Origin of the sequence: Halomonas llamarensis (assembly GCF_023555005.1) — a bacterium.
In the GTDB taxonomy this organism is placed as follows: domain Bacteria; phylum Pseudomonadota; class Gammaproteobacteria; order Pseudomonadales; family Halomonadaceae; genus Vreelandella; species Vreelandella llamarensis.
In genome coordinates, this window is record NZ_JAMJPJ010000001.1 from 284,837 (window position 1) to 300,056 (window position 15,220).

Consider the following 15,220-nt stretch of genomic DNA (forward strand, 5'->3'; position numbering starts at 1 on the left):
TACTGGCCCCGCAAACAATTTACTCACAACTCAATATTTGGTGAAGCAATGATTCATTCCCTGATGGAAAAAATGGGCGTCGCAAAAGAGCAGTATCAAGGCGGTGACCTTGTTGTGACCACCCCCATTAATGGCAGCGAGATTGGTCGTCTAACAACCTCCACCAGCAGCGAAGTGGATACCGCTATCGCGAATGCAGAAAAAGCTTTTTTAGCCTGGAAGCGTGTGCCAGCACCCCGCCGCGGTGAACTGGTTCGCCTGTTTGGCGAGCAACTGCGCGAACATAAACAATCATTGGGCGAGTTGGTCACCTGGGAGTGCGGCAAAATCCTTCCGGAAGGCCTGGGCGAAGTTCAGGAAATGATCGATATTTGCGATCTCGCCGTTGGCCAATCTCGCCAGTTGTTTGGCCTAACCATTGCTTCCGAGCGCCCCGGCCACCATATGCGTGAGAGCTGGCATCCATTGGGCCCGATTGGCCTGATTACCGCCTTCAACTTTCCTGTTGCCCCTTGGGCATGGAATTCGGCCCTGGCCCTGGTATGTGGCAATAGCCTGCTATGGAAGCCTTCTGAAAAAACCCCGTTAACAGCACTCGCCTGCCAAGCATTATTGGATCGCGCGATTGAGGCGTTCGGTGATGAAGCGCCCAAGCATTTGAGCCAGGTGATTATTGGCGAACGGGCAGCAGGCGAGCAGCTAGTGGATGACTCACGCGTGGCGCTTATCAGTGCCACTGGCAGCACCCGTATGGGTCTCGAAGTCGGTCCCAACGTGGCGGCGCGCTTTGGCCGTAGCATTCTCGAGCTGGGCGGCAACAATGCGATGATTTTGGCACCCAGTGCCGACCTGGACATGGCGACGCGCGCCATTCTCTTCTCCGCGGTCGGTACGGCAGGCCAGCGCTGCACCACGCTACGCCGCTTGATCGTTCATGAGTCCATCAAGGATGACGTGTTGGCGCGGCTGAAAAAGGCTTACCAAGGGGTGAGCATTGGCAACCCATTGGAAGGCAGTCTGGTAGGCCCACTGATTGATCACCAGGCCTTCGACGCAATGCAGAGCGTACTGGCCAAAGCGCGTGAGCAGGGCGCGAATGTCTTCGGGGGCGAACGTGTCGACGTTGCCAATAACGATGACGGCTACTATGTGGAACCCGCCATTGTTGAGGTAACCGAGCAAAATTCGCTGGTCAAGCACGAAACCTTTGCGCCCATTCTCTATGTGCTCACCTATCAAGAGCTGAATGAGGCCATTGCCACCAATAATGACGTTCCCCAGGGGCTGTCATCCTGCATCTTTACAACCGATGTGCGTGAGGCTGAAACCTTCGTCTCCGCCGTCGGCAGCGATTGCGGCATCGCTAACGTCAACATCGGCCCCAGTGGCGCTGAAATTGGCGGCGCCTTTGGCGGCGAGAAAGAGACCGGCGGCGGTCGTGAGTCAGGGTCTGACGTCTGGAAGAGCTATATGCGTCGCCAAACCAATACCGTGAACTACTCCCGCGAACTGCCGTTAGCTCAAGGCATTAAATTCGACTAACCCTTCCCCATCAAGCAAGGGCTCTTATGCAAGGAGCCCTTACGAACAACATAAAAAAGAAGGTGATGTATGCGTGACGATGTCCAAATCGGCCCGACGCCGGGCCTCGCGATGGCGCTACTACCGCTGCTGGCCACTACCGCCATTCTTATACTGCAGTTTTTTATCTTCTCCGACTTTACCCCCCATATTCCGTTAGCCTTCGGCATTATGATTTGCGCCATATGCGGGCGTATACGGGGCGTTCCCTGGGAAAAAATGGAAGCCTCCATGCTGGAGGTGGTCAAGCTCGGCATGCCCGCCATTTTCATTCTCCTGGCGGTTGGCATGGTGATTGGCACCTGGATCCTTTCCGGCACAGTGCCCACGCTGATGTATTATGGTTTTCAACTGGTTTCGCCCTCCTATTTCCTCGTCGCTACTTGTGTGATTAGTGCCCTGGTATCGCTCGCAACGGGCACTTCCTGGGGGACGGTAGGGACACTCGGGCTTGCCCTGATGGGCATCGGCGAGGGGTTGGGCATTCCCATGCACCTGACTGGCGGGGCACTCGTTTCAGGTGCCTTCTTTGGCGATAAAATGTCGCCCTTATCAGAGACGACCAATTTAACACCGGCGGTCTGTGAAACGGATCTATGGAGCCATATACGCAGCATGATGGCGACCACAGTGCCCGCAATGCTCATAGCGTTGGTGCTTTATGTGTGGTTGGGCGCTGACTATGGCGGTCAGTTTGAAAGCAGCACGGATATTGCCACCTTTCGCCAGGCCCTTGATGACACCTTTACACTTTCGTGGGTAACGCTGATCCCACCCGTCGTTGTGATTGGTCTGGCACTGTTCAAGTTTCCTCCCTTTCCCACCATCTTTACCGGTGCGGCGATAGGCGGCTTGGTGGCCATCGGTGTGCAAGGCGAAACCTTACACGCCGTATTCGATGCCATGCAGAATGGTTTTAGCAGCAATACCGGCAATTCGGCGATTGATGCACTGCTAAGCAGTGGTGGCGTGCTCTCCATGACCTGGGTGGTTACCTTGACGTTCTTTGCGTTGGGGTTCGCAGGCATGCTGGAGGCGTATGGCACTGTGGATGCGATCATCAAGCAGCTAATGCGGCTGATCAAAGGTCGCTTCAGCCTGGTGGCGACAAGCTCCGGCACGACGCTCGCGGTGAGCACGATTATCGGCGATGTGTATACAACGCTGGTGTTACCCGGCCGTTTGCTAAGAGGTCAGTATCAGGCCATGGGCTACAAAACCTGTACGCTGTCGCGCTCAATCGAAGACAACGGCACGCTCTCTTCTCCATTGATTCCCTGGAACATGGGCGGTGGGTTTGTGTCGTCGACCATCGGTGTACCCACACTGGCTTATGCACCTTTCGCCTTTGCTTGCTGGCTATCGCCGCTATTCGGACTGCTTTGGGCACTCACCGGCCGCTTTATTCCCCGCGACGAACCTGAGCAGCCTGAAACAAACACGACTGAAGCGCCACACTCTGTTCCCACCTCTCAAGCGACTTAATAGCCACATAAGGTCGGCCTTGGGCCGGCCTGCGCTTCTTTTTAAGGAGGTATTAAAATGCCAACAACACTCTCCGAGCGCTGCCTTTGGCCCGAAACGAGCGCTGAAACACCTCCCGAATACCCCGCGTTAGCCAGCCATGAAGAGGTCGATGTGTGTGTCGTGGGCGGCGGGATTACGGGTCTCTCCACCGCGTTGCATCTGGCCGAGCAAGGTATCCAAGCAACCTTGCTGGAGGCGAGGGATATCCCCAGTGGCGGGTCAGGACGCAATGTTGGTCTGGTCAATGCCGGGCTTTGGATACCCCCTGATGACATTGTGGCCGCACTAGGCAAAGACGACGGTGAGCGGGCTAACACGGTGCTGGGCGGCGCGCCGTCAAAGGTCTTCGATCTCATCGAGCGCCATGGGATCGCATGCGATGCTACCCGAACAGGCACGCTGCACCTTGGCCATAACGCCAAAGGCTGCCAAGAACTCGCCCGCCGTCGCGATCAGTTGCAAAACCGTGGGGCGTCGGTGACGCTCCTGGAAGGTGAGGCATGCGAGCTTGCGACCGGCACGTCCCAGATACAGGCAGCGCTTCTTGATGAGCGCGCGGGCACTATCAATCCATGCGCTTATACGCGAGGGCTTGCTCGCACAGCAGCCAACTTAGGCGCCACGCTTTACTGCCACAGTGCAGTCACCGGTATCGAGCGACAAGGAGATCGCTGGCGCGTGTTGACTCAAGACGGTAGCGTGACCGCGAACAGAGTGGTGATGGCCACCAACGCCTATACAGAAGATGACTGGAACCAAATCCGCAAGCACTTTTTCACTGGCCACTTCTATCAGCTTGCGTCAGAGCCCCTCATCGGCGAAGCCGCCGAGGCGATTCTTCCAGGCAAGCAAGGTGCCTGGGACACGCGAACTGTGCTGAGCAGCATCCGTCGCGATAAGGAGGGTCGCCTGTTACTGGGCAGCCTGGGCAAAGGCGAAGGCAAGCCGCTGGCCTACCTGACCCGTTGGGCCGATACGATACAAAACCACTACTTCCCTGCGCTCGGCAACGTTCGCTGGCAATACACCTGGACGGGCAAGGTCGCTTTTACCCCTGACCACACCTTACGTATTTTTGAACCGGCCCCCGGAATATTGTCAGCCACCGGTTACAACGGGCGCGGTGTTACCACCGGTACCGTGGTTGGTGAGGGGTTTGCTCACTATATTGCCAAGGGCGATGACAGCCTGCTCCCTCTGCCGTTATCGCAGCCTAAACCCATTAAAGCACGCCCGTTATGGAGCTGTGCCTATGAAAGCGGTTTCTCGCTATATCATGCGGGCCAGTGTCTACGAGTGCTTATCTAATAACGCATCGATAGGTCTTCAATCACAACGTGCGCCTCGGGTGAATCGCAGACGCACGTTGTTTTAACCTTTCAATGCACCAGGCAGCCATCCTTGTGCTGCCTAATAGGGGGGGACGCGGGTTCAGCCTTGTAGATCTGCCAACACCTTGGCTTTAGAAGCGTCTTCGCGTTCCGCATAGAGTGATAGTTCATCCGTTACTTGAACACCTAGCGCTGCTTCAAAGGCGCCACGATTAGCGTTACCCGCATAGGCCTCGTTCTTCCCTCCCCCCAGGTTCGATTGGAAAATGCCCGCCGCGCTGACCGGTAGAAAGTCTTCATAGGTAATTGGCTGGGCTTCCACCAGGCCTTGTTCGATCAACACCTCCATATCTTGACCGGCACTCTCTTTAACGGCCTGACCTGCGGCTGTCAGGTGATAGTGAAAATACGCCAGGCCCTCCCGGCGCATGGCCTCGTCATTATCAGGAAGCTTGGCAAAGACGTCTTGCATGACCCTTTGATATTCATCGTTATCCAGCCCAGCGGTTTGTTTGCGGCCTTCATTAAGCAACTGGTCATACAGTGCGCGACCTTTCGGCGTTAGCGCCATCCCACGCTGCTCGATTTCACCAAAACGTGCGGTATGGGTACCTTGGGCGTCACCGGCAAAGCGAATGGGTTCTTCTAACGCTTTAAAGCTGGTTTGGCGCAGCAAAATGGGGCAGTCACGGCGCGGCGGCCCTTCAATGACGGCTTTTGGGTTCATGCCCATTTCCGGCATGCGGCGCTGTACTTCGTCAATATCCAAGGTACGCGGCGTCAGGTGATTGATATGCGGCCCGCGGAAGCACACCACATCAGCAATCAACCGGTGCTCATCATGTAGGGCCTGATAGGTATCCAGATCAACAGTGGCATCCTGGTGCCAGCGGAAGGTTTCCAGTGCTTCCGTTACAAACTGGTCGGCTTCCTCACTGGTTAATCCCCCCTGGGTTTCATGACGCTCAATGAGCTCACGCGCACCCGGGGTAAAAATATCGCGTTTCGCCAGAATTTCTTCTGAACGCTGGCGCAGTGCTTCACTTTCAATGAGTTCTAAACGCAGTAGCGAGGTAAACACCCGGAAAGGGTTCATTGCCAGAGCGTCATCATCAATGGGCCGGAAGGCCGTTGAGTGAACCGGCACCCCCGCTTCAGAAAGGTCGTAATAACCCACCGGATACATGCCCATGACGGCAAACAGACGGCGCAGCATGGAAAGCTCGTCAGCTGTTCCCACACGTATCGCTCCGTGGCGCTCTACAGTCAAACGTGCCAGCTCTCCTTGAGCTTCCAGTCGACGGTGCAGTTCAGGCTGCTGGCTAAGGGTTTCCTGGTTAACACTTTCCACCAGTTCAAGCAGCGTGCCGTACTGCGGCACTTCTGCCTGATACATGGCCGACATGGCCTTAGAGAAACGGTCGCGAACATCATTGGTGGAAAGAAGGGTCATTTTATTGCTCTCTCTTGCCTATTGTTAGGATAACGGTGAGATACCGACGTCAATTGCGCCAATAGCGCTTGAAGTGGGTGTTCAAGCGTTTGTGCGGAATAACGCTTCACCTGGCTGCGGCAGGAGTAGCCGGTGGCCAGTAGCTTGCCTGCGTTTTCCTCTGCCTCGACCTGGGGCTGCCAGGACTGGGCGTAGATCGTTTTTGACGTAGCGGCGTTGCGGGTTTCGTGGCCGTAGGTGCCGGACATACCGCAGCAGCCAGTGGCCATTAGCTCAAGCTCTAAACCAAAGGCGGCAAATACCTGCTGCCACGCTTTGGGACTGCCCGGCGCGTTGGTCTTCTCGGTGCAGTGGGAGAGCAGCTTAAAGCCTGGGTCGGTGAGCTTAAGCGGGCGGGTAGCAAGGGTGTTGAGCCGGGTGACCAGCCACTCCTGCAACATCAGTACGTCCGGTACGGCCTTATTTCCTAGTGCTTTGACGTATTCCTGGCGGTAGGTCAGCGTCATCGCCGGGTCGATACCCACCATGGGGATATCAAAGCGCGCCAGGGTGCCCAGCCGCTCTGCCTGCTTGGCGGCAGTACGCTCGAAGGCGCCCAAAAAGCCCTGCACCTGGAGTGGTTTGCCGTTCGCCGAAAAGGGCATCACAAACACACGTAGGTTTAAACGCGATAACAGCTCGACGACATCCATCACCAGCTTGGCTTCAAAGTGGGTGGTGAAGGCGTCCTGAACAATAATCACGCTGTTGGCGCGCTGCTGTTCGGTTAACAGCGCCAGCGAGAGCGGCGTTGCCTCGGCGATGCCCCAGGCGTTGAGCTGCTTTTTAACACTAGCCTGTGAAAGCGTAGGGGAATTGCTCATGCCCAGCGTGCGGCGCATTAACTGCTCTACCCAGCGCTGACCGATCACCGCGTTATACAGCGGCGCGGCCTTGGCCAGGGTGGGCAGCATAAACTCGGTGCCGCCAATCACGTAGTCGCGCAGCGGGCGCAGGTAGCGGCCGTGGTAGACCTCTAAAAACTGCGAACGGAACTGCGGCACGTTCACTTTGATCGGGCACTGCCCGGCGCAGGATTTGCACGCCAGGCAACCGGCCATGGCGTCGTAAACCTGGTGAGAGTAATCGTGGTGCTGCTTGCGGCTCAGCGTGTTGGCTACCCGCTGCGGGAAGCTTTTGATAAAGCCCCAGCCGCCTTCGGCTTTTTTCTTGCGCGACTCTTCCACCACATCGATACCCGCCTGAGACTGCAGGCGCAGCCATTCGCGAATCAGGCTGGCGCGGCCTTTGGGTGAATGGCGGCGATCCCGCGTGGCCTTCCAGGAGGGACACATGGGGTCGTCAAGGTCGTAATTATAGCAGGCGCCGTTGCCGTTGCAGTAGACCGCGGCGTCGTAGGCCTGCCAGGCACGCTCGTCGATGGTGCGGTCGAGCTGGCCGCGCATCGGCACGCCATCGATGGTCAGCAGATCAGGGGCGCTGTCCTTGGCGATGAGCTTGTCGCTCTCGGAGGGCGTTGCGATCTTGCCGGGGTTAAGCTGGTTGAAGGGGTCAAAGGCGGCTTTGACCCGCTGCAGGCTGGGGTAGATTTCGCCAAAGAACCTGGGAGCGTACTCCGAGCGCACGCCCTTGCCGTGTTCGCCCCACAGCAGGCCGTCGTATTTTTGGGTGAGCGCTGCCACTTCATCGGACACCGCGCGAATCAGCTTCTCCTGCTCGGGATCCTTCATATCGATGGCGGGGCGTACGTGCAGCACCCCCGCATCCACATGGCCAAACATCCCATAGGATAGCCCGCGGGCATCGAGCGCGGCGCGGAACTCGGCGATAAAGTCCGCCAGATGCTCCGGCGGCACGGCGGTATCTTCCACACATGGAATCGGGCGCTTCTCGCCCTGGACATTGCCGAGCAGGCCCACCGAACGTTTGCGCATGGCATAGACTTTCTGAATCTGTCCGCGCCCTTCGGCCAGGGTGTAGCCCAGTCGCTCTACGCTGGTGTATTGGCTTAGATGGTTGGTGAAGGCTTCAACCCGGGCGGCCAGGGCGCTCTCATCGTCGTCATTAAACTCGATCAGATTGATGCCACGAATCGGCGCCGTTCTCGTGGCCGGGAAAAACTCGGCCACGCTGTCCCAGACAAAGTCCTCCATGGCGAGCTGGAGGACGGTGTCATCCACCGTTTCGATGGAGGTGGGTCGAGCGCTGGCGGCTTTCAGCGTTTTGGCATCACGCAGGGCGTCCATAAAACTGGTATAGCGCACGTTGACCAGCGTGGAGTGCTTGGGGATGGGCAGCACATTGAGCACGGCTTCGTTCAAAAAGCCTAATGAACCTTCCGAGCCGCACAGCAGGCTGTTGAGATTAAGCTGGCCGTCCCCATCGCGCAGGTGGGCTAAATCGTAGCCGGTTAAACAGCGGTTGAGCGACGGAAATTTTGCCGCAATCAGCTCACGCTGCTGGTCGATAATCTCGGCGGCGGTGGTATGCACGCGGCCAAGAATGCCTGCCTGCTGGCGCTCGGTCTGTTCTTCGTCTTGGGTTAAGGCACGGCTGTGTAGGCGCTGACCGCCGATCAGAATGGTATCCAGTTCCAGTACGTGATCGCGGGTTTTGCCGTATTCGCAACTGCCCTGGCCGCTGGCATCGGTCGAGATCATGCCGCCAAGGGTGGCGCGATTGGAGGTGGAGAGCTCCGGGGCGAAAAACAGCCCGTGGGGTTTGAGCGCCGCGTTGAGCTGGTCTTTGATCGCCCCCGCCTGGACGCGCACCCGGCGGCTTTCAACATCGATCTCTAGGATCTGGTGCATATGACGGGAGACATCCACCACGATACCGTCTGTTAGCGACTGACCGTTGGTGCCGGTGCCGCCGCCGCGGGGCGTTAACACAATTCCCCGATGGGTGGTTTGTGCGGCCAAACGGGTGAGGCGTTCTAGATCTTCGCCATGCTTGGGGTAGACCGCCGCCTGCGGGAGGCGCTGATAGATTGAGTTGTCGGTGGAAAGCACCGTGCGATTGGCATAATCCGGGGCGATTTCGCCCTCAAAGCCGCAGGCCGCCAGCGCGTCTAGGAACTCAGCATAATGACTTGCCAGCGGCACCTCACCCAGCGTTGCGATCATGCCTTGAGCGTCTCCAGCGCCTGCTCGATGAGCCCCAGGCCTTCTGCCATGATCTCTGGTTCGGTGGTCAAAGGCGGCAATAAGCGCAGGACATTACGTTTACGGCCACTGGGCATTAATAAAACCCCGGCATCACGACCGGCTGCCAACAGGTTGGCCAGGTGCTCTGCCCCCGTCGCGTTTTCAGTGTCTTCAAAGACAATGCCGCGCATGGCGCCAATGCCTGTCATCGCCCCCATCATGGGGAAGCGCTCGCTTGCTTTCCAGCGCTGATAAGCACTGATAATCGCCGCTTCTTGTGCATCTGACCATGCACTTAGCGCCTCTTCCTGCATGACATCCATCACGGCCAGTGCAGCCGCGCAGGCCACTGCATTACCCGAGTAAGTACCGCCCAAGGCACCTTTGGGCAACGCATCCATTAATTCGCGTCGGCCTACCACTGCGGCCAGCGGCAGGCCTGCAGCCATACTCTTCCCCATTAGCAAGAGATCCGGCTCGATGCCCAAATGGGTAAAGCCAAACCGCTGGCCAGTTCGCCCAAAACCAGACTGAATTTCGTCACAAATCAATAAGATGTTGTGTTTATCGCAAACGTCTCGCAGTGCTTTGGCAAACTGCGGGCAGAGTAAACGAAAACCACCTTCGCCCTGAATGGGCTCAACGATAATGCTGGCGACTTCATCTGCGGGTATTTCAACGTCAAACAGCCTCTCCAGCGCAGCCAGCGCCTGCTCGGCTGTCACACCGCTGTCCCGGCCAGGAAAAGGCAGGTGATAAACCGGCCCCGGCAAGGCGCCTAATCCCGATTTGTAAGGTTTAACTTTGCCATTTAGGTTTAACGCTGCCAGCGTCCGGCCATGAAAAGCATCATCAAACGCAATAACCGCTTGCCGCCCCGTCACGCCGCGGGCAACTTTAAGCGCATTTTCGGAGGCCTCTGCGCCACTGTTCGTCAACATGCACGACAACGGATACGAGACCGGCACGAACTGATTCAGCGCTTCCGTTACCGCTAGATAGCCTCGATGCGGCAGCGCATTAAAAGCAGAGTGCATCAAGGTCTCGACTTGGGCTTTAACGGCTTCAACAACCGCTGGATGGCTATGGCCAAGATTCAGCACGCCAATGCCACCGATAAAATCGATATAACGCTGGTCGGCTTCATCCCAAACTTCAGCATTACGCCCACGCGCAATACAAATCGGGTGTATGACACCCAGCGCGGCACTTACACGTGGAAGATCCATTGCCGTGACGTCTCCTGTCATTTCGTGTGAATGGCAGTATCAAAGCAAATTCACGCAATGGTTCACAAACGAAAAAAAACGCTCAATACATTCCAAAATGGAATGTTAATAGAAATAATAGCCGGTATATAAAGTAAAAAAAGCGCAATACTGCAAAAAAGGAATGGTTTTTTTAAATTAACGCACCCCAGAAGTAAACGATAAGAGCGCTACAACCCTTCCAGCAGGCGCAGAATCATCTGCGGCTGCTGATTGGCCTGGGCCAAAATCGCGATGCCTACCTGATGCAGAATTTGGGCACGAATAAGGTTGGAGACTTCCTGGGCGTAATCGGCATCCTGAATGCGCGACCGAGCAGCGGAGGTGTTGATAATGTTGGTATTGAGCCCATTGATCACGCTTTCAAAGCGATTTTGCACGGCGCCCATATAGCTGCGTTGACGATCTACGCGCTTAATGGCGTCATCCATGACGGTTAATGGGTTTTCTGTCGCGCTGCCATCATCGAGTACACTAAACCCCTCCAGGCCTAGCGCCTGCAAATTCATACCGTCAAAACGCACCGCGATGCTATCGCCATCGTTAGCACCGACCTGGATATTTAACGACTTTGACACGTTAATCAGCTCAATGCCGTTGAAGTTACTCCCGCCGACGATACGGTCGATCTCTGCTAAGCGTTGGTCAATTTCGTCTTGAATAGAGACAAGATCCGTTGATGAGTTGGTGCCGTTAGCCGCTTGGACACTCAGCTCACGAATGCGCTGCAGGTTGTCGTTAATCTGATCAAGCGAGCTTTCCGCCGTTTGCACCATGGAGATGCCATCATTGGTGTTGCGGATCGCCTGGTTCATACCGCTGATTTGGGCTGTCATACGGTTGGCAATTGCCTGGCCAGCGGGGTCATCCTTGGCGCTATTGATGCGTAACCCGGAAGAGAGGCGCTGCATTGCGGTCTGCATGGCCTGCTGACTGCCGCGCAGATTATTCTGCACGATAAGCGACATCACATTGGTATTTAGGCTGATCAACGCACGCCTCCAGAGGAAGTTAGCCCACTCAAAATCCAGCGGCTGTAACGCTATTATCGGCTCTTAGGTAAAAATCATGAGTGCTTTCTTGGCTCAAGGGAGGGCGGTGTTGAGAAAAATGCTCTCTACCGATATTGCGGGTGAATTCGAACACCTGATTCGTCAAGCTTGCGCTCAGACGGGTCAGCGACCTGTCGTGCTCATCGACGAGTACGACAAGCCTATACACTGATAACATCCTTCAGTCTGACCGGGCTCGCGAACTGCGTGAGGGGCTGAACAACCTGCGCAACATGACGCTATCCGAGTTCAACGTCGTGGAGCAACTTTCCGCTAATATGGCAGCTACGTCACTGGCGCGAACAGCAGCGCCAGGTCTTCTTCGTCAAACAGTGGGCCGTCGCTCTGGCGTTCTGCGCCGCCCTCCAGGATAGAAGCGGCCAGATCTGCCTTGCGCGCCTGCAAGTCGTTAATACGCTCTTCCACAGTGCCGGCACACATCAGTTTGTAGACAAACACCGGGTTTTGTTGGCCCATGCGGTGGGCACGGCCTGTTGCCTGCGCCTCCACCGCGGGGTTCCACCAAGGATCATAATGAATCACGGTGTCGGCAGCGGTGAGGTTAAGCCCAGTGCCGCCGGCCTTGAGGCTGATCAGAAAGACCGGAATCTCCCCCTGCTGAAACAGCGCCACGCGCTGTGTCCGGGTCTTGCCGGGCGTGTCGCCCGTCAGTGTGGTGTAGGGAATGCCGTCTTTTTCCAGCGTCTGGCCGATCAACTCCAGCATCTCGGTAAACTGCGAGAACACCAAAATGCGCCGCCCTTCTTCGATTAACGGCGGTAATAGCTCTCGCAGCTGCTCAAGCTTGGCCGAGCGTTTTACTTTTCTGGCACTGTCGAGTTTGACCAGCCGTGGGTCACAGCAGACCTGGCGCAGCTTAAGCAGCGCATCGAGCATGACGATGCCGGAGCTTGCCAGACCGCGCTCAGCTACGGCTTGTTGTACCCGCTGGTGCTGAGCCAGGCGCAGGCTCTCATAGAGCTCGCGCTGAGCGCCGGTCAGGGTAACCTCGCGACGAGTCTCGGTCATCGCCGGCAATTCAGCGAGCACCTGCTGTTTGGTACGTCGCAGCATCAGCGGTGCCAAGCGTCGAGATAGCTGCTCGCGGAGCGCACTATCGTTCTCTTTTTCGATAGGCGTGCGAAAGCGCTGGCCGAACCACTGTTGGCTGCCGAGCGCTCCCGGTGCCACGGCATCTAACTGCGCCCAAAGCTCGCCCAGGTGATTCTCCAGTGGCGTACCGGTCATCGCCAGGGCTCGTTTCGCGTTAAGCTCGCGAACTGCCCGGGCGGTCTGGCTGGCCGCGTTTTTGATGGCTTGGGCTTCATCGAGTACCAACAAGCCAAATGCCGTTTCGCCTAAACGCTCAAGATCGCGAATCAAAAGCGCATAGGTGGTGACGACGAGATCGGCATCGGGCAGCGCCTCCTCGAACTGGCGTTCGCGCTTCGCTTTGCCACCCTGCAACGCCACCACGTTGAGATCCGGCGCGAAGCGCGCCGCTTCGGTGCACCAGTTACCCACCAAGCTAGTGGGTGCGATCACCAGGGTCGGCCCTTTGAGAGCTCCGCGGGCACGCTCATCGAGCACATGGGCCAGTATTTGCACGGTCTTGCCGAGCCCCATGTCATCGGCCAGGATACCGCCGGTGCCAAGTTCGGAGAGAAAGCGCAGCCAGGCCACGCCATGCGCTTGATAGTCGCGCAACTCACCACTAAAACCGACGGGATTGGGTAAGCTTGTCGGCAGTTCGCGTAAGCGTTGGGCTAGGTCGGTCACCTCATCACGACCGGCCCAGCGTTCATGCTCGGCCAATGGCGCCACTTTCTCGGCGGCCGTTAATGGCAATCTCACTGCCGATTCAGGGTCGCTCTCATCACCCAGCCAATCCAAGATCGGTGCCATCAACGCCCGCAGCCGGGACAAGGGCAGTATCAAGTGGCGATGTTCCCCCACTCCTAACGTCCAGCTCGCGTCGCTGGCTTCATTGTCGGTGGGTTCCAGCGGGAAATCCGCGCGTTTAAGCAGTTGTCGCAAAATGGGCAGAAGGTTGAGCCGCTCGCCTTCTACCTCGATATCCAATGCCAGATCGAACCAGCCGTTGCCAGCCGGTTCCAGCTCGCCATACCATGTTTCGGGTTCGAGATAGATGGGCGCCTCAGGAAAGTCATCACTGAATTCGATCAAACAGCCCGACTGGCGCAAGGTGTCGATCATTTCCCACCATCCATCAGGGCCGGCAAGGTGCGTGGCCCACTCGGTGGCACCTGAAGGCGGCGTGCCCTCAAGGGGCAGCAGCAATGTCCAGGGTGGCAGATCCAGATGCGCGGGTACGGTGTCCTTTTGGCTCAAATGCTCCAGGGTCACCATGCCCGAGGGCAGGTTACGCACCAGAGACCGTTCTGCCTGGACATCGCGCTGAATCGTCAACCGCTGGCCCTCTCGGTATCCTTTAGCGCTGCTGCCCTCTTCGGGCGGCACTTCAATGCCGTCGTAGTCAAAGCTCACCACGGCGGCACCCACTTGGACCCAACGCGGCAGGGGCGCGCCGTGGCGAAACCCAAGCTGGCCTTCCGCCACGCACATCGTCACCTTCAGCCGGGGAGTGACGTCTTTGAGCGTTTGCTCCGCTACCCGCGTAGGGGCTGGCAGTTGATCAGCAAGCGTTTCCGTCTGACGAAGCCGCTCGCCCAGCCATTCACTTATTTCAGGGGGCAGCGGCGGTGACCGCTGCAGCTTGCTCAGTAGCTCAGGCGCGCCGTCCATCCGACCAAACAACCCTCGCTCGGGGTCGAGATAACAAAGGCCCCGTCCGACCCTGGCGATCACCGCCTCAGATGAGAGGAAGCCCTCTGGCAACGTGGTCGGTTGTAGCCGCTGTATCCCCTGGCTATCCGCCTGCCAACGGGAGGCCAGCTGGCAGGTAGACCCGACTTCAAGCCTGGCGCTCATCTGCTTGCGATAAAACAGCAAAGGGGGCGTTTCACTCTCCAGTAGCGCCCACAAGGCTCGGGCCTGAAACGCGTGGGACACTAGCACCCAGCTGTTTTGCGTGCTTGACCAACTCATCACATGCTCGCCATGCATTAGCTGATCAATGGCCTCCTCCTGCTCGGGCAGCCAGCCCGCCTCGGGGGCTGGCAATAGCGCGCCCGACGCGCTTACCTCAATACTGCGAGGTGAGACCCAGCCGTTGCCGCGGGACTTCTGCTTGGAGGGACGCAGCCACACAGGTAGCACCGAGAGAACAGGCGTCTGGCCAGCCCGATCGCGACTGTCCATGAACAGCGCAAGCCGATACGTCGCCTCGACGCGATTTCCATCATTTGCAGGTACCGAAGGCTGCGCCAGTTCTTTGATCCATTTCTCCCAACGCTGCTTGAGAGTTTCCTGCTCGCCCGGCTTTCCCGAGGCGGGGTGTAATGGCTGACTCGCTGCGAAAACCTCAGGCCCATTGCCCATCTGGTTCAGGAAGGTCTGGATCAACGCGACAGCATGCTTACACCCTACGCCCACCGGACAGCTACAGTCGGTGATAAATTCATCATCGAGACTAATAATGTTGATGGTGATATGAGTCTTATAGGGCCGCTTCTCGCTGCCCTCCACCGCTCCTGACAGAATCAGCCACTCTTCATCACGCTCCAGGGTGACCCCATCCAGCACGCGTCCCTGGCTGGCATAACGCTTGCCGCGCTGCAGCGAATTGGGATCGAAGAAACCCTGCCAATCATACTGGTGGAGGGCAATAAACAGCGCCATGGCATCGTTCGCGTGGGTGTGATCAGACACAGGCACCTCATGGTGATAGCAAACAAAAGCGCTATTGGATAGAAGTCATCTCGTTTTGGCAACCATGGCA

Annotated in this window: 9 protein-coding genes; 4 read left to right on the forward strand and 5 right to left on the reverse strand. The window is 57.4% G+C overall.

Features of this window, described 5'->3' with window-relative positions:
* The first annotated feature begins 48 nt into the window (after window positions 1–48).
* The 3 genes from amaB (at window position 49) to amaA (ending at window position 4,416) form a co-directional block, all read left to right on the forward strand.
* Window positions 49–1,542 carry an L-piperidine-6-carboxylate dehydrogenase gene (amaB, locus tag M8006_RS01295; RefSeq protein WP_250079241.1) on the forward strand — a complete coding sequence of 498 codons (1,494 nt, stop codon included), beginning with the start codon at window positions 49–51 and terminating at the stop codon, window positions 1,540–1,542.
* A gap of 69 nt (window positions 1,543–1,611) precedes the next feature.
* Window positions 1,612–3,066 carry a Na+/H+ antiporter NhaC gene (nhaC, locus tag M8006_RS01300; RefSeq protein ID WP_250079243.1) on the forward strand — a complete coding sequence of 485 codons (1,455 nt, stop codon included), beginning with the start codon at window positions 1,612–1,614 and terminating at the stop codon, window positions 3,064–3,066.
* 57 nt (window positions 3,067–3,123) lie between these two features.
* Complete coding sequence (gene amaA / locus M8006_RS01305) at window positions 3,124–4,416, forward strand: L-pipecolate oxidase (RefSeq protein ID WP_250079245.1); 1,293 nt, start codon at window positions 3,124–3,126, stop codon at window positions 4,414–4,416.
* A gap of 123 nt (window positions 4,417–4,539) precedes the next feature.
* On the opposite strand, the gene hglS is transcribed toward amaA, so the two are convergent.
* From hglS to M8006_RS01325, 4 genes are all read right to left on the reverse strand, one after another.
* Entirely contained in the window at window positions 4,540–5,892 is a 1,353-nt protein-coding gene (hglS, locus tag M8006_RS01310) for a 2-oxoadipate dioxygenase/decarboxylase HglS (RefSeq protein WP_250079247.1), read from the reverse strand.
* Window positions 5,889–9,017 carry a D-2-hydroxyglutarate dehydrogenase YdiJ gene (gene ydiJ / locus M8006_RS01315; protein ID WP_250079250.1) on the reverse strand — a complete coding sequence of 1,043 codons (3,129 nt, stop codon included), beginning with the start codon at window positions 9,015–9,017 and terminating at the stop codon, window positions 5,889–5,891. Before ydiJ ends, hglS begins: the two co-directional genes overlap by 4 nt.
* Window positions 9,014–10,267 carry a 2-aminoadipate transaminase gene (locus tag M8006_RS01320; protein WP_250079252.1) on the reverse strand — a complete coding sequence of 418 codons (1,254 nt, stop codon included), beginning with the start codon at window positions 10,265–10,267 and terminating at the stop codon, window positions 9,014–9,016. Before M8006_RS01320 ends, ydiJ begins: the two co-directional genes overlap by 4 nt.
* Before the next feature lie 209 nt (window positions 10,268–10,476).
* Window positions 10,477–11,298 carry a flagellin N-terminal helical domain-containing protein gene (locus M8006_RS01325; protein ID WP_284046878.1) on the reverse strand — a complete coding sequence of 274 codons (822 nt, stop codon included), beginning with the start codon at window positions 11,296–11,298 and terminating at the stop codon, window positions 10,477–10,479.
* Between the two features lie 76 nt (window positions 11,299–11,374).
* Here M8006_RS01325 and M8006_RS01330 point away from each other — a divergent pair, with 76 nt between their 5' ends.
* The gene (locus M8006_RS01330; protein WP_250079254.1) at window positions 11,375–11,530 is read left to right on the forward strand and encodes an AAA family ATPase; all 156 of its coding nucleotides are present in this window, start codon (window positions 11,375–11,377) and stop codon (window positions 11,528–11,530) included.
* Window positions 11,531–11,643: 113 nt separating this feature from the next.
* Here the strand turns inward: M8006_RS01330 and M8006_RS01335 are convergent, their stop codons facing one another.
* Entirely contained in the window at window positions 11,644–15,150 is a 3,507-nt protein-coding gene (locus M8006_RS01335) for a DEAD/DEAH box helicase (protein ID WP_250079255.1), read from the reverse strand.
* Window positions 15,151–15,220 lie beyond the last annotated feature (70 nt).

Excerpts from the sequence above, each read along its gene's own strand:
- ydiJ (WP_250079250.1), bottom strand. The coding sequence starts at position 9,017 with ATGATCGCAACGCTGGGTGAGGTGCCGCTGGCAAGTCATTATGCTGAG.
- M8006_RS01320 (WP_250079252.1), bottom strand. The coding sequence starts at position 10,267 with ATGGATCTTCCACGTGTAAGTGCCGCGCTGGGTGTCATACACCCGATT.
- hglS (WP_250079247.1), bottom strand. The coding sequence starts at position 5,892 with ATGACCCTTCTTTCCACCAATGATGTTCGCGACCGTTTCTCTAAGGCC.
- amaB (WP_250079241.1), top strand. The coding sequence starts at position 49 with ATGATTCATTCCCTGATGGAAAAAATGGGCGTCGCAAAAGAGCAGTAT.
- nhaC (WP_250079243.1), top strand. The coding sequence starts at position 1,612 with ATGCGTGACGATGTCCAAATCGGCCCGACGCCGGGCCTCGCGATGGCG.
- M8006_RS01330 (WP_250079254.1), top strand. The coding sequence starts at position 11,375 with ATGAGTGCTTTCTTGGCTCAAGGGAGGGCGGTGTTGAGAAAAATGCTC.
- amaA (WP_250079245.1), top strand. The coding sequence starts at position 3,124 with ATGCCAACAACACTCTCCGAGCGCTGCCTTTGGCCCGAAACGAGCGCT.